This is a genomic window from Mycobacterium mantenii, from assembly GCF_001667865.1.
Lineage (GTDB): Bacteria > Actinomycetota > Actinomycetes > Mycobacteriales > Mycobacteriaceae > Mycobacterium > Mycobacterium mantenii_A.
In genome coordinates this window covers 36,500-49,672 of record NZ_LZJP01000105.1, presented here as the reverse complement: position 1 = coordinate 49,672, position 13,173 = coordinate 36,500, and the positions used below count along the sequence as shown (strand labels likewise).

Annotated in this window: 16 protein-coding genes; 6 read left to right on the top strand and 10 right to left on the bottom strand. The window is 66.1% G+C overall.

Annotation, left to right across the window (positions count from 1 at the left end; all coding sequences use genetic code 11):
• Positions 1-37: 37 nt before the first annotated feature.
• Positions 38-865: a formate/nitrite transporter family protein gene (locus A5688_RS20225; RefSeq protein ID WP_067828258.1), complete on the bottom strand. Its 828-nt coding sequence runs from the start codon at positions 863-865 to the stop codon at positions 38-40.
• 230 nt (positions 866-1,095) lie between these two features.
• Here A5688_RS20225 and A5688_RS20220 point away from each other — a divergent pair, with 230 nt between their 5' ends.
• The gene (locus tag A5688_RS20220) at positions 1,096-2,313 is read left to right on the top strand and encodes a cytochrome P450 (RefSeq protein ID WP_067828255.1); all 1,218 of its coding nucleotides are present in this window, start codon (positions 1,096-1,098) and stop codon (positions 2,311-2,313) included.
• Positions 2,314-2,333: 20 nt separating this feature from the next.
• Here the strand turns inward: A5688_RS20220 and A5688_RS20215 are convergent, their stop codons facing one another.
• The 4 genes from A5688_RS20215 to A5688_RS20200 form a co-directional block, all read right to left on the bottom strand.
• Complete coding sequence (locus tag A5688_RS20215) at positions 2,334-2,759, bottom strand: ATP-binding protein (protein ID WP_207546712.1); 426 nt, start codon at positions 2,757-2,759, stop codon at positions 2,334-2,336.
• Between the two features lie 151 nt (positions 2,760-2,910).
• The gene (locus A5688_RS20210; RefSeq protein WP_067828375.1) at positions 2,911-3,876 is read right to left on the bottom strand and encodes a 2-hydroxyacid dehydrogenase; all 966 of its coding nucleotides are present in this window, start codon (positions 3,874-3,876) and stop codon (positions 2,911-2,913) included.
• A 247-nt stretch (positions 3,877-4,123) separates the two neighbouring features.
• Positions 4,124-5,674, bottom strand: coding sequence for a SulP family inorganic anion transporter (locus A5688_RS20205; protein WP_067828250.1), 1,551 nt, complete (start codon positions 5,672-5,674; stop codon positions 4,124-4,126).
• 324 nt (positions 5,675-5,998) lie between these two features.
• Complete coding sequence (locus A5688_RS20200; protein WP_067828247.1) at positions 5,999-6,421, bottom strand: nitroreductase family deazaflavin-dependent oxidoreductase; 423 nt, start codon at positions 6,419-6,421, stop codon at positions 5,999-6,001.
• Between the two features lie 156 nt (positions 6,422-6,577).
• Here A5688_RS20200 and A5688_RS20195 point away from each other — a divergent pair, with 156 nt between their 5' ends.
• On the top strand, positions 6,578-7,477 hold the full coding sequence (locus tag A5688_RS20195; protein ID WP_067828244.1) for a class I SAM-dependent methyltransferase: 900 nt from the start codon (positions 6,578-6,580) through the stop codon (positions 7,475-7,477).
• Positions 7,478-7,628: 151 nt separating this feature from the next.
• Positions 7,629-8,318 (top strand): class I SAM-dependent methyltransferase, encoded by a 690-nt coding sequence (locus tag A5688_RS20190; protein ID WP_067828240.1) that lies wholly within the window; start codon positions 7,629-7,631, stop codon positions 8,316-8,318.
• 21 nt (positions 8,319-8,339) lie between these two features.
• Here the strand turns inward: A5688_RS20190 and A5688_RS20185 are convergent, their stop codons facing one another.
• Genes A5688_RS20185 through A5688_RS20175 form a run of 3 tightly spaced genes read right to left on the bottom strand, consistent with a single transcriptional unit; the run spans position 8,340 to position 10,872 of the window.
• Positions 8,340-9,983 carry a PPE family protein gene (locus A5688_RS20185; protein ID WP_207546711.1) on the bottom strand — a complete coding sequence of 548 codons (1,644 nt, stop codon included), beginning with the start codon at positions 9,981-9,983 and terminating at the stop codon, positions 8,340-8,342.
• Positions 9,984-9,985: 2 nt separating this feature from the next.
• On the bottom strand, positions 9,986-10,291 hold the full coding sequence (locus A5688_RS20180; RefSeq protein WP_067833540.1) for a PE family protein: 306 nt from the start codon (positions 10,289-10,291) through the stop codon (positions 9,986-9,988).
• A complete protein-coding gene (locus A5688_RS20175; protein ID WP_067833537.1) occupies positions 10,288-10,872 on the bottom strand; it encodes a hypothetical protein in 585 nt (194 codons plus the stop codon). The genes A5688_RS20180 and A5688_RS20175 overlap by 4 nt, the downstream gene beginning before the upstream one ends.
• 71 nt (positions 10,873-10,943) lie before the next feature.
• Here A5688_RS20175 and A5688_RS20170 point away from each other — a divergent pair, with 71 nt between their 5' ends.
• The 3 genes from A5688_RS20170 to A5688_RS27795 all read left to right on the top strand — a co-directional run bounded on the left by A5688_RS20170 (position 10,944) and on the right by A5688_RS27795 (position 12,436).
• A complete protein-coding gene (locus A5688_RS20170; RefSeq protein WP_067833534.1) occupies positions 10,944-11,369 on the top strand; it encodes a hypothetical protein in 426 nt (141 codons plus the stop codon).
• On the top strand, positions 11,366-12,154 hold the full coding sequence (locus tag A5688_RS20165) for a hypothetical protein (RefSeq protein WP_067833530.1): 789 nt from the start codon (positions 11,366-11,368) through the stop codon (positions 12,152-12,154). Before A5688_RS20170 ends, A5688_RS20165 begins: the two co-directional genes overlap by 4 nt.
• 114 nt (positions 12,155-12,268) lie before the next feature.
• Complete coding sequence (locus A5688_RS27795) at positions 12,269-12,436, top strand: hypothetical protein (RefSeq protein WP_165606927.1); 168 nt, start codon at positions 12,269-12,271, stop codon at positions 12,434-12,436.
• Between the two features lie 40 nt (positions 12,437-12,476).
• Here A5688_RS27795 and A5688_RS20160 read toward each other — a convergent pair whose 3' ends face one another.
• Positions 12,477-12,812 (bottom strand): hypothetical protein, encoded by a 336-nt coding sequence (locus A5688_RS20160; RefSeq protein ID WP_207546713.1) that lies wholly within the window; start codon positions 12,810-12,812, stop codon positions 12,477-12,479.
• A 12-nt stretch (positions 12,813-12,824) separates the two neighbouring features.
• Positions 12,825-13,049 (bottom strand): hypothetical protein, encoded by a 225-nt coding sequence (locus tag A5688_RS20155; RefSeq protein ID WP_066995650.1) that lies wholly within the window; start codon positions 13,047-13,049, stop codon positions 12,825-12,827.
• Positions 13,050-13,173: the final 124 nt, after the last annotated feature.

Below are 13,173 nucleotides of genomic sequence, written 5' to 3'. Positions count from 1 at the left end.
TCACGCTCGGGTGCAATGACGCGCGAGCGGTCGTCGCTCAGGCGGCATCGGCGTCAGCGGCTTCGGCGCGCTCTTCCTCCAACCGATCCTTACTGCGCAGCAACCGCAGCAGCGTGACGAACAACAAGCCGCCAACCAAATTTCCGACCACGGTGTAGCTGAACCAGCCCAACCAATCGAGGTAGCCGAACGGGGCCTTCCCGGTGACGAGGGCACCAAAGATGAGCAGCGAATCCAGGATTGAGTGGAACAACCGCAAACCGGCGAGCAGGAACGCCGCCGCGACGGCTGCGGCTATCTTGCCGGGCACCGAGTCGGTGCCGTGCTGCATCCGGGTCATCAACGTGATCACCATTCCGCCGAGCACCGCCAGACAGAAACTCTGTACCGACAGTGGCGCGGCGGCGAAGTGAGTCGCGGATTCGACCGTCTGCGAATGCAACTCGGGAAACCCGGTCATGATCAGCCACATGATCACCCAGCCGCCGGCAAGGTTGGCGAACATCGTGCCGCCCCACAATTTGAGTAGCTGGGCGAGGCTGGCGCGCTTGGCCGCCACCGTGACGACGGGAATGATGAAGCCCTCGGTGAACAGCTCGCTGCGGCCCAGCAGCAGGGCCAAAAAGCCGATGGAGAAAGCCAATCCGGCGAGCAGCGGGCGGTGGTAGGCGTCCAGCACCGACAGATAGGCGAGCACGCCGAGCGCTACCTCGGTGCCCCCGAAAAACCCGGTGATCAGGACGCCCCGCCAGCTGCGGTGCAGGCGCTGAGTGCCCTCGCTCAGCATCCTGCTGAAGGCGTCCTCGAGCTCGTCCTCGATCGGACTGTCCGTTTTGCCGAGCTGTCGCTGGATGGTCTGGTTCATGGTGAATTCCTCGCAGTTAAACGACCGGAGAAACCGTCTTATACCCAATTCGCGGGCCGTGCCGCCGCGGTGCGAGACGTTAGCTGCGCCACAGGCACGGCGCCGGCATGGTGACCCGCCATCTGGGGCGTCGCTTCACGTCGGCCGCGCCGAAACTTTGTGTGCGGAATACCACAGCGCCTACTGTAAGGTCCACGGTAAGTCAGCCCATGCAGGGAGAGGGGTGAGCCGTGCCGAGCACCATTGAGACGGGCAACCAGTTGCGGCCCGACATCGATCTGACCGACGGCGCCTTCTATGCGGGCGACTCGCGGCCGGTCTATCGATGGATGCGCGAAAACGAACCGGTCTTTCGGGACCGCAACGGGCTGGCGGCCGCGGCGACCTACCAGGCGGTGATCGACGCCGAGCGAGCACCGGAGTTGTTCTCGAACGCCGGCGGTATCCGGCCAGATCAGGACGCGCCACCGATGATGATCGCGATGGACGATCCGACTCATCTGCTGCGGCGCAAGCTGGTCAACGCGGGTTTTACCCGCAAACGAGTCAAGGACAGGGAGTACTCGATCGGCGCGTTGTGCGATGCGCTGATCGACAATGTTTGCGAACGGGGCGAGTGCGACTTCGTCTGGGATCTCGCCGCACCTCTTCCCATGGCGGTGATCGGCGACATGCTCGGGGTGCTTCCGGAGGAACGCCAGATGTTCCTTCGCTGGTCCGACGACATGGTGACCCTGCTCAGCAGCACGACCGCGCAAGAGGATTTTCAGGTCTCGGTGGACGCATTCGCCGCTTATGCCGAATACATGACGGGCATGATCGCGGCGCGCAAGGCGGATCCGACCGATGACCTGGTCAGCGTGCTGGTGCACGCGGAGGTGGACGGCGAGAAACTGGCCGACCATGAGATCGTCACCGAGGTGCTGTTGCTGTTGATCGGCGGCGACGAGACCACCCGGCACACGCTGTCCGGCGGCACCGCGCAGATCCTGCGCCACCCGTCACAGCACCGGCAACTGGTCGACGACGTGGCCCTGCTGCCGAACGCGATCGAGGAGATGCTGCGGTGGACCGCCCCGGTCAAAAACATGGCCCGCACCCTGACCGCGGACCTGGACTTCCACGGCACGCAGCTCGAGCAGGGCGAAAAGATCATCCTGCTGTTCGAATCGGCGAACTTCGACGAGGCGGTGTTCGGCGATCCGGAGAACTTCCGCATCGACCGATACCCCAACAACCATCTGGCATTTGGGTTCGGAACCCACTTCTGCCTGGGCAATCAGCTGGCGCGGCTGGAGCTGTCGATGATGCTCGAGCGGCTGCTGAAACGCCTTCCGGATCTGCGGCTGGCCTCGGACGACCCCCTGCCGCTACGGCCGGCCAACTTCGTCAGCGGTCTGGAAAAGATGCCGGTGGTATTCACACCGACGGCGCGTTCAGGCGCCTGATCGCGGGCTGAACGGCGACTTCAACTCTGGCGGCGACCCGGTTGCCCAGCGTCGGTGGCGTAATCCAGGTAGACGCTGGTGCCATTGGGGCGGGCATGGATGGTGCAGTGGTCGGCGAGGTTGTGCATCAGCATGATGCCGCGCGAGGCGCGGGGATCGTTGGGATGCCTCGACGAGGGGTTCCGCCAACTTCCACGGTCGCTGACGCAAACCCGAATCGACTCGGTCTCTGGGTCGTAGCTGGCCTGGAGTTTCATCACGCCGACCTGGTGATGCGAGCGATAAGCGTGCTCAACACAATTCGCCAGCGCCTCGTTGACTCCCAAGACGACGTCTTCACGAACTTCCTCCGACGCGTGCACCTCGTGCTGCAGCCACCGTTGCAGCGCACGACGCCACTCCGCCACCGTATCGGGGCGGGCTGTGCCGGCGAGCGTCAGCCGCACCGGCGTGGCAGTCTCCGACAGAAGTGGACTCATAAAAGCCGCATACCCAGTTGCGGTTCCGGCGATAACCTGCCGGGAGTATCGCTTAGGCCACAGATGAGTAGCCGTCCAGAATCACCAGGTCACTCGCTCGGGTGCGTCGTGTTCGGCCCTAGCGGCGCGGCGCGAGAACGGGTGTGACCAGCTCGCCTGTGTTGAGGTAACCGTCGAGATTGCGGATCGCCAGCAGTGCCATGGCACGCCGAGTCCGCGCGGTGGCGCTGCCGATATGCGGGAGAAGTACCACGTTGTCCAGGTCGAACAGCTCGGTTGGCACCTGCGGCTCTTCGGCGAAGACGTCCAGCCCCGCTCCCGCCAGCTCCCCGGCGACCAGCAATTCCACCAGCGCGTCCTGATCGACGACGCCGCCCCGCGCGATGTTGATCAGGTAACCCTCGGGACCCAACGCCTGCAGCACCGCACGGTCGACCAGCTTGTGCGTGTTGGGGTCGCCCGTGGTGGCTACGACCAGGACGTCCACCGACTCGGCGAGCTCGACGGGCGACTCCGCGTAGCGGAATGGCGATCTGTCGACGCGGCGGCGGTTGTGATAGGCGATGGCGCAGTCGAATCCGAGCAACCGGGTCGCGATCGCCGAACCGATCCGGCCTAGACCCAAGATGCCGACCTGCAGGCCGCTAACGTCCATGGCGTAGGGAAACGGCCCTTCGCGGGCCCATCGGCCGGCGCGCACGTAGCGATCGGCGGCGCCGAAACGGCGCAGCGTCATCAGGATCAGGCCCAGTGCCGTGTCGGCGACGGTGTCCGACAACACATCGGGGGTATTGCTCACACCGATGCCGCGCCGTTTCGCCGTACCCAGGTCGATCAGATCCACCCCGGCCCCGTTGTTGACGATGACCTCGAGGTTGGGCAGCGCCGCGATCGTGGCGGCATCGACGCCGGGCGATCCCGACGTCACCAGCACACGCACGTCGGCGCCGTGCCCGGCCAGGAATTCGGTTCGCGCGGCGCCGTCGGGCAGCGTCGGAATCTCGTATCGCGCGGCCAACTCTTGTTCGAACGTCGGCTCCATCTCGCCGACCCTCAGCACCCCACTGACCTTCTTCACCGTCACGAGTACATCATCCTTGACGGCAGCACCGGGCCCGGTCATCCGGCCGTGGAATATCCCGACAACGGCCGTGGTTGACCAACCCGGCGGTGTCGGCCATTCCCCCGGGTACCACACCAGAACCGTCGCTTCGAGCGACCACTTGCGCCAGAGGTGAGAAGGCGGCACCGCCCCGGAAATCTTCTGCCGAGCGGACCAGCGCGCCGCGTTTGGAGCAGGTGGCCACCGACCTGAAGTAGCGGCGCCGGCCTTAGCTGCCCGCCGACGCCGACAATTCCTCGACCAGGCTCAGGTGCACGTTGCGACGGTTGGCCTTCGGTGATTTCCTCACGGGGCCAACGGGTTCCATGAGGCTACTGGTGGCCAGGCCATCAGATGCACTCGCGTCGACAGAGTCGCGAACATGTACCTGTCCGCCGGTCGCGCAGTGGCGTCGTTGCCAGTCGCTGATCGCCTGGTGTGCCGCGTGATCGAGATAATTCGTGAGCAGGTGGATGGTCACCGACGTTCGTTCGGGAACGGACGCCAGGACGCCCGTCAGTCGGGGCAGGGCCAGGAAGGTGCACGCGCCCTCGACGACGACGTGCCACCCGTCACCGACCGGCTTGGCCTCTATCCTGGCTCGCACCACCCGCCATCCGGTCACGGCGACGGCCAAGGCGAGTCCGATCATGACGCCGTGCAGCAGGTTGAGGAAGACGACGCTGACGACAGTCACCAGGTAGACAGCGAGATCGCCGTTGCGTAAAGCGGTTTCGATATGCGCGGGTTTCAACAACTCGATACCGATGACGATGAGCAGACCGGCAAGGGCCGCCGTGGGGATCTTCTCGACGAGCCCCGCGAACGGTACGGCGAAAAGCAAGATCCAGACGCCATGCAGGATTGTCGAGGCGCGCGATTTCGCACCGGCATTCACGTTGGCCGCGCTGCGCACGATGACACCGGCGATGGGGAGCCCGCCGATCGCGCCTGAAGCGATGTTCGCCGCGCCCTGCCCGATCAGTTCGCGATTGAAGTCGGTTCGCGAACCGGTGTGCATGCGGTCTATCGACACGGCGGTGAGCAGGCTCTGCACGCTGGTGATCAAGGTGACTGTGATGACGGCGACAGCGACGGCTCCCCAATTCCCGTGCGGCAGCGACGGCAAGCGCAGCGCCTCGAGGACGGAGCCCTCCAGGACGATGCGGGAAACGTTGAACGGGAAGACCACCGAAATGGCGGTAACCGCGACGATTGCGACGAGCGGGCCCGGGATTTTGGCCACCCGGGCAGGGACCCAGCGCCAGGCGACCAGGATGGCGATCACCAATAGGCCCAGGACAAGGCCCGGCCGGTGAGCACCGACGATCTGCGCGGGCAGGCCGGTGACATTGCTCCAGGCCGAGCTTTCCGACGCGCCGCCCAGCAGTACGTGCACCTGCTGCAACGCGATCGTGATTCCGATGCCGGCCAGCATGGCATGCACGACAACTGGCGAGATCGCCAGGGCGGCCCGGGCAATTCGGCTGAACCCCAACAGGACTTGCAAGATCCCGGCGATCACGGTGATGAAACATGTGATCGCCCAGCCAAACTGGGAAACGAGGTCGGCGACAACTACGGTAAGTCCGGCGGCCGGGCCGCTCACCTGCAGCGGTGACCCGCCTATCCACCCGGCGACCACTCCCCCGACGATCGCTGCGATCAGGCCAGCGAGAACCGGTGCGTCTGAAGCGATCGCGATGCCGAGTGACAGCGGAAGGGCTACCAGGAAGACCACCAATGAAGCCGGCAGGTCGTACTGGAGCGTCTCGCGCATCCGGTCGATTCGGGACGGGGCCCCGTCCTCCACGCCCCGTTGACCTGGCTCTTCCACCTGTTGCACCGGCCCTCCCCTGAATTGGTCATTAGCGGTGGGCTTTTAGACTTCCACCCGATCACAGCGGATGGAAATTACGTAAAGCCTTGCAGCTCAGGCGGTTACAGATGCCACGAACATCGTTGTCCGGCTGGGCAGGCCTGGCCTATGCGTTCGAAGTTAGGTGGGACGAGCGCAACGGGTCAACCGGACGGGCCGAGCGCATATCGAACGCAAATCTTTCCGATACCCGTGGCGTGCATCAGGGCCACAGGACGAAGGTGATTATTCCAGAACGAGAACCGGGATCTCCCGTGCCGTCTTGGTCTTGTATTCCGCGTAGGGAGGAAACGCCTCAACGGCCCGCTGCCACCACTGCTCGCGCTCGGCGCCCTCGAGCTCGCGAGCCGTCAGCGTGACAACCTTGTCGCCGTCTTGCAGTATCACCGTCGGATTCGCCTTCAGGTTGAAGTACCAAACGGGATGTTCGGGGGCGCCGCCATGTGAGGCAACGATCACATAGCGGCCATCTTTTTCGACCCGCATCAGCGGTACGTAGCGCTGTTTGCCGGACTTCGCCCCGGTGATGGTCAGCAGAACGACGGGCCGGTCGAAAACCTCGACTCCATCGGTCGTGCCCTGACTCAAGATCCGTTCGGTCTGGTCGCGCACCCAGCCCCTTGGGCTCAACTCGATTTCTTCAGCCATACCTACAGCGAACACCCGGGAGCTGCTACTGCATTCCCCGGGTCGCGCCCGCGGCGCCCGCCGCTCGAACCGGCTGCGCGCTGCGCGACGGGTACAGTTGACTCGTCACTTATATGAGCTAACTAATCGCGCGGAAGTCGCGGAAAGGAGTTGGGCGTGGCCCGCACCGAGAACGACACCTGGGATTTGGCGTCCAGCGTTGGAGCCACCGCGACAGCGGTCGCCGCGCAGCGGGCGATCGCTTCCCAAGGCCCGGGAGTTCTGTTGAACGACCCCTGGGCCGACGCACTCGTCCGCGCGGTGGGCAGCGAGGTCTTCATCAAACTCCTCGACAACCAGCTTGACCGCAGCGACGATCCACTGCTGAACCGCCAGGCCGTGCGGGAGCAGATCACGGTGCGCACCCGGTTCTTCGACGACTTCTTCGTACAAGCGACCGAATCGGGCATCCCGCAAGCGGTCATTTTGGCGTCCGGCCTGGACACCAGGGCCTACCGGCTGCCCTGGCCGGCGGGCACGGTCGTCTACGAGATCGATCAGCCGGAGGTGATCGAATTCAAGACGCGCACTCTGGCCGACTTGGGTGCCACACCCACGGCCGAGCGCCGCACGGTGTCGATCGACCTGCGCGACGACTGGCCGTCGGCCCTCGCGGCGGCCGGCTTCGACGCTAATAGGCCGACCGCGTGGAGCGCCGAGGGACTGCTCGTTTACCTGCCGCCCGAGGCGCAGGACCGATTGTTCGACAACATCGTCGCCGCGTCGGCGCCGGGCAGCCGGATCGCCACCGAACACATGGACCTGCGCAACATCCCGTCGGACTGGGCGCAGAAGCTGACCGAACGGTCTCGGCGCATTGGCTCCAACATCAATCTGGCCGAGTTGTTCTACACCGGCGAGCGCAATACTGCCGCCGAATACCTGGCCGCACATGGGTGGCAGATCGAGATACGGACAACCGAGCAGGCGTTCGGCGCACACGGCTTCGCGGTGCCGAACGACGAATTGGCCTCCTTTGGCGACGCGTCCGGCTACCTGACGGCGACGCTCAAGTAGCAGCATCCACCACCGACCGGGCCCGGCCGCCGAGGCGGCCGGGTTCGCCGGTGCGGCACTTTATTCCGCCAACGATCCAACGCGGCAGCGCCGGCCAGCCTATATATCAACTTAGTTGACATATATAAGCGGGGTTGATATAAACGGTGGCATGACGCAACCCACTCAAGAGATGTTCGAATCCGCCTATCGGGGCGAGGCTCCGGAGATGGGCGAGGGCAACAGGCCGCCGTGGAGCATCGGCGAGCCGCAGCCAGAGATCGCGGCGCTCATCGAGGACGGCAAGTTCCACGGCGACGTGCTCGATGCCGGGTGCGGGGAGGCGGCGGTGTCGCTGTACCTCGCCGAGCGCGGTTTCACCACGGTCGGCCTGGACCAGTCACCCACCGCCATCTCCCTGGCAACCGAGAAGGCCGCCCGGCGCGGTTTGACCAGCGCCACCTTCGACGTCGCGGACATCAGCGACTTCACCGGCTATGACGGCCGCTTCGGAACCATCGTCGACAGCACCCTTTTCCACTCGATGCCCGTGGAACTGCGCGACGGTTATCAGCAGTCGATCGTGCGGGCCGCCGCGCCGGGAGCTTCGTACTTCGTCCTGGTCTTCGACCGTGCCGCGCTGCCGGCCGACGGCCCGGTCAATGCGGTCACCGAGGACGAGCTGCGCGATGTGGTGTCCAAGTACTGGGTGATCGACGCGATCCGGCCGGCCCGCATCCACGCCAACGTGCCCGAGAGTTTCCTGGCGGGCTTTGAGGCCTTCGCCGGTGCCGACATTCGCGACGAGGACAACGGCCGCAAGTCTGTGGGCGCCTGGTTACTCTCCGCGCATCTGGGCTAGCGGCGCATTGCCGCGCACGGCTTAGTAACGGTCCCAGCTCTCCGGCAGCATCGGCATGCGGGCGCCGTCGCCGGACTCGTTGCCGGCCAACGTAATCAGACCCGCCGCGCTCACATCGGGCTTGGGCAGCGTCCCGGTGAAGCCCTGTATCGAGCCCCCGGTGTCCGAGGGCCGAGGCCGATCGGGCGACGCCGATGCCACGGTGATGGAATCTGCGTCGGCCTCGATGAATTCGTAGCGGTAACCGGGGTCGACTACCGAGCGTGGACGCCGGCGTGCGCGCCCCGGTTCCTGCTCCGCCGCTTTGGCGCCCGCCGCCGACGCCGCGGATTGTGCGGCGGGTACCGCGCTTCTGGTCCGGGTCTGCACCTTCGACTCCATGCCGAGGCCAACGCCGCCCACCATGTAGCCGAAGCCCTCGGCCCCGGTCACCGGGGCCGGGGGTGTGGGCGGCGCCGGTGGCGCCGCGACCGCGGAGGCCACGGGCGCGGGAGCCGTGGCGACCGACGTCGCCGGTGCCACCGGGCTGTTCGGGGCCATCGGAGCCATCGCCGGAGCGGCCGACACGAGCGGTGGTTGCGCGCCCACCGCGGCGGGCTGCGGCAGCGCCGCGGGAGGGGGAACGCCCGCCGACGCCGGCACCGCGGCCAGGCCCGCTAAACCCGCCAGGCCGGCCAAGCCTCCCAAGTAGCTGATGGACAGGCTCAAACCAACCTGCAGCAGCAGCGGCAGCTCCTGCAGGATGAACCGCAGCGTCCGGATCGTCCAGTTGACGATCCGGTAGAGCTGCCACTCGATGAAATACGTGATCAGGGCCGGGAATTGCGACGGGTTGAGCAGGCCCTGGAGGTTCTGCTGGAGCCAGGCCACGGCCTGTGCGTTGCCGTTGAAGAAATTCCCCAGGTTCTGCAGGTACTCCGACGGGCTCCAGTTGGGCTGCCCCTGCCCGGGGATCTGCTCCCCGTCCGGCCCGAAAAGCATTTCCCAGATCTCTTCCGGTGTGGGCAACTGGAAGGAGCCCGCGCCGCCCCCTCCCCCCGCGCCGGCCCCTCCGCCGGTGCCGCTTCCCGCTCCCGTTCCGGCGCCGGTTCCTGTTCCCGTGCCCGTCCCCGTGCCAGAGCCGCTGCCGCTTCCTGTTTTCCCGCCGGTGCCCGATCCGGCGACGCTGCTCATCTGCACGGCGCCGGTCGTCGCCTGGTAAGTCGTCATGGTGGTGGCCGCCTGGGTCCACATCCGCGCGTAGTCGGCCTCGTTGAGCGCGATCGGAATCGTGTTCACCCCAAAGAAATTCGTGGTCACCAAGACCGCGTGCGCGGCATGGTTGGCGGCCAATTCCGGCAGCGTCGGCATCGCGGCCAGGGCGGCCGTGTATGCGGTGGCCACCGCCTCATGTTGTGCGGCCGCCTCCGCGCTCAACGCACCGGCGAGCTCCAGCCACGCCACATACGGCAGGTGGGCGGCAATGTACCTGTCGGCGGTCGGGCCGTCCCAAACCGGAACGGATGCCGTCAGCACGGCCGTCAATTCCGTTGCTGCCGAATCATATTGGGTGCTCAACGAGGTCCACGTCGCTGCGGCCGCAAGTAACGGACCCGGCCCCGGGCCGCTGCTCAGCAGCGCCGAGTGCACTTCTGGTGGAAGGGCCATCCACACCGGTGCGGTCATCGTCAGACTGTGCCCAGATAGCTCAACGCGCCGGCGGCATCGCCCGCGGCGTAGCCGACGCCGGCCAGACTCACCCCTAACCCGGCCCGGCCCAACACCTCGACGCCCTTGGCCGCAGCGGCCGAATGCTGGCCGCCCCGTTCGCTGAACACGGCGGCGGCCGCCAGCGACACGGGATCGGCCGCCGGCGGAACCACCACCGAGACCACCGGCGCCGCTGCCGCGTGCGCGGCCGCAAGTTGGGCGGTGATCGCGTCGACCGCGGCACTCGTCGCGGCCAGACCCTCGGGAATCACTCGCAACGTCATAGTGGCCGCTCCTCGTATCTGCTTCTGTCAGAGAACAAACCGGCCGTACTCGCCGACGCGGCGCGATCCAGACCAAGTGCCACCACCCAAGCGAGCAGACCAGCCACGCAGCCGAAGACCAGATGCCAGCCTGCCCGCTCGAGCATCCCGTTCGACGCCCATGCCGACATACCGGATCCGGCGTGCCATGAAAAGAGCGAACTCGCAAGCGCAACAAGGTGGATGGGCGCAGCCGCCAAGGCCAATAACCAACGGCGCCGCCACACCACCGGAAGCGAGCCCGCGGCATACAGCAGGGCCGCCGCGGCCACATAACGACCGCTCCACAGCGGATCACCCAACCCGTGCATCGGCAACGACGCGATGGATGACGCCGCACCGACCGCCAGCACCGCCCCACGTCGCGGCGTCACCAGCGCAACCGCCACCAGCACGGTCAACCAGACCAATCCCCGGTGTCCGGGGAGTCCCACTGGAATCCGGATATCGGTGGACGCGATGATGACGGCGATTGCAACGACAGACAACGCCGCCTCCCGAACGGCCGCCAACCCGGCCGCGGGTCGCTGTATCACGGTCATTCCGAAAGCATAAGTCGCCAACACCTACACTGATCCTTATTTACGGAGTATTCACAGGAATGGACCCGTAAATGCGAAGAAATATCGTGGTTGTTCGACAGGTTGCGGTTTTCGCCATGAGCGCTGTGCTCGTCGGGTGCGGCGCGTCCAGGGGCGAGGTTCAGCTGGTCGTCGAGGAGAACCACCGAGTGCTCGATCAGTTCACCGTTCCGCAGCTCCAGCAGCTCCCTGAGGTGGAGGTCGCGACGCCGCAATCGCGCGGCGCACAGGTCCAGACGGGACCCAGCGTGCGGTCGATCCTCGAGGCCGCGGGCGCGATCGGCGCCGTCAGGGTCCGAGTGGAAGGGCGCGACCCCGCCCAGACCCTGACCGTCGCCGGGCTGGACGATCAGACCATCCTCGCGTTCACCAAACGGCAGACGCTCAAGCTGACCGGCGCAACGCTCGGCCGTGATCAGTGGGTTCGCGACGTCACCGACCTCGTGGTCAATCCGTGATCGGCCGCACCGCGCTGGCCGATGTGGACCTGCTCATCGGGATCGACGACACCGACAACCCCTACACGCCCGGCACCGGCCGGCGGGCCCGCGCCTTGCTTCACGAGCTGCACGCGGCGGGACTCGGCTCCCCCGCGGGCGCAACTCGGCACCAGCTGCTCGTCGACGATCGGATCCCGTATACGTCCCACAATTCGAGCGCGTGCCTGGCCTGGCGGAGCCCCGACGGCGATCCGCACGCGGTGCGAACCCGAATCACCGAGCTCGCCGGGCAATTCCTGGAACGGGTATGCCCACCCGACGCCGACCCCGGGCTTGCCGTCGTCGTTCCGGGCGAACTCGCCGCCGCCGCGGCACAGCTGATCGAGTTCGGTCGCCGCGCCAAGCGAGAAGTACTGCACGCCAACGAGGCTCGTGAGCTCGCCGCGGCGCTCGGCGTGCACCTGTCCGGACATGGCGGCACCCGGGAGGGAATGACCGGCGCACTCGCGGCGATTGGCCTGCACCTGTCCGGCAACGACGGACTGTTCATCACTCTGCCCGGCATCCGCAAGTTGCCCGACCAGGCCACCATCGAGACCATTTTCGCGCTGGCACCCATCGATGTGGCTCGCGACGACATGCACCGCCGGCCCCGGTCCGGCGAGATGATCGAGTTGGGCGACTGGGTGCGTCCAGTGCTGCTCGACGGGCTGGCCGTCTTACTTCTCGAACCGCCCTGCCAGCTGGACGACGGCAACAGAATGTGGCGGACGGCGCCGCGCGCGGTGGTCAAGCGATATTGATTCTCGCGGCGCCGTGAGCAGTGCGATCGGCATCCAGAGATCCGGCCGGGTTTCGGCGCCGGTCATTCGGGAGATCCTGCAGAAAGGCAGTGCAGACGTTCAAAGGAGATCTCGGTGGATCAGAAAGTCAACTTCGACCCGCCCGCGGCGCCCGAGGACGCCCGCGAGGCAACCGACGAACAGCGCAAGCTGCAGGAACAACTCGAGCACCAGGACGAGGACCCCGACGGCCCGGGATTGCACCAGTCTCGGCACGACCTGCCCGACGAAAGCACGCGGTAGTGCGCGCGGGTGGTTCTCGTCGGATTCCGACTGGTGAGAGTTAGTCGCTGACAGGATATTTCGTCCTGTTTGGGCGACGGTCGTGGGTGAGTGCGACCCCTGCCTGCCAGGTCAACGCCATCCCGCCGAGGACCGCCGCGGGGATGGCCCACGACCGGCGAACCGTCAGGGCGTCGTTACATGAACCGACATAGTTGATGCTCGTTGTGCCGACCGCTTTCGACGCCTGGGTCAAGTCGGCGGTAAACCCGTTGCCGCACTTGACTTGCCAGCCGTACTGATCGTAGGCGTCGATGAATACGGGAAGATGCAGGGCGAACAGCCCACCGACCAGGAACACCACGGCGGCGAAGACGACCATCGGCCCGCGGTGGATCATGCGAGTCCCCTAGGTCATGCAAACGTTGGCGAACAGCAGCACCGGCCAGGACACGATCGAGCCGAGAAACGACACCACCAAATCGACGCCGTGCATGTCGTGCAGATGTTGGGTGTGGGTGCTCGACCAGATGACGCCAACGATCAGGTAGGGCGTACCGAGCAGGATCGCCAGGCCCAGCAGTTCGGCGATGGTCAATTGATACTCCAGGAGTGTGCGGATCCTGCTGAGCATGGGCGTGCCTTTCGCGCGGGCGCTGCCGGGTTCGAGGTCGACCCGGCGTCCGGACGCATCTATGTTAATGCTCATTCGGACCGATCGGAAGTCCGGCGGCCCGATCGGCAGCGCTCGGATACGG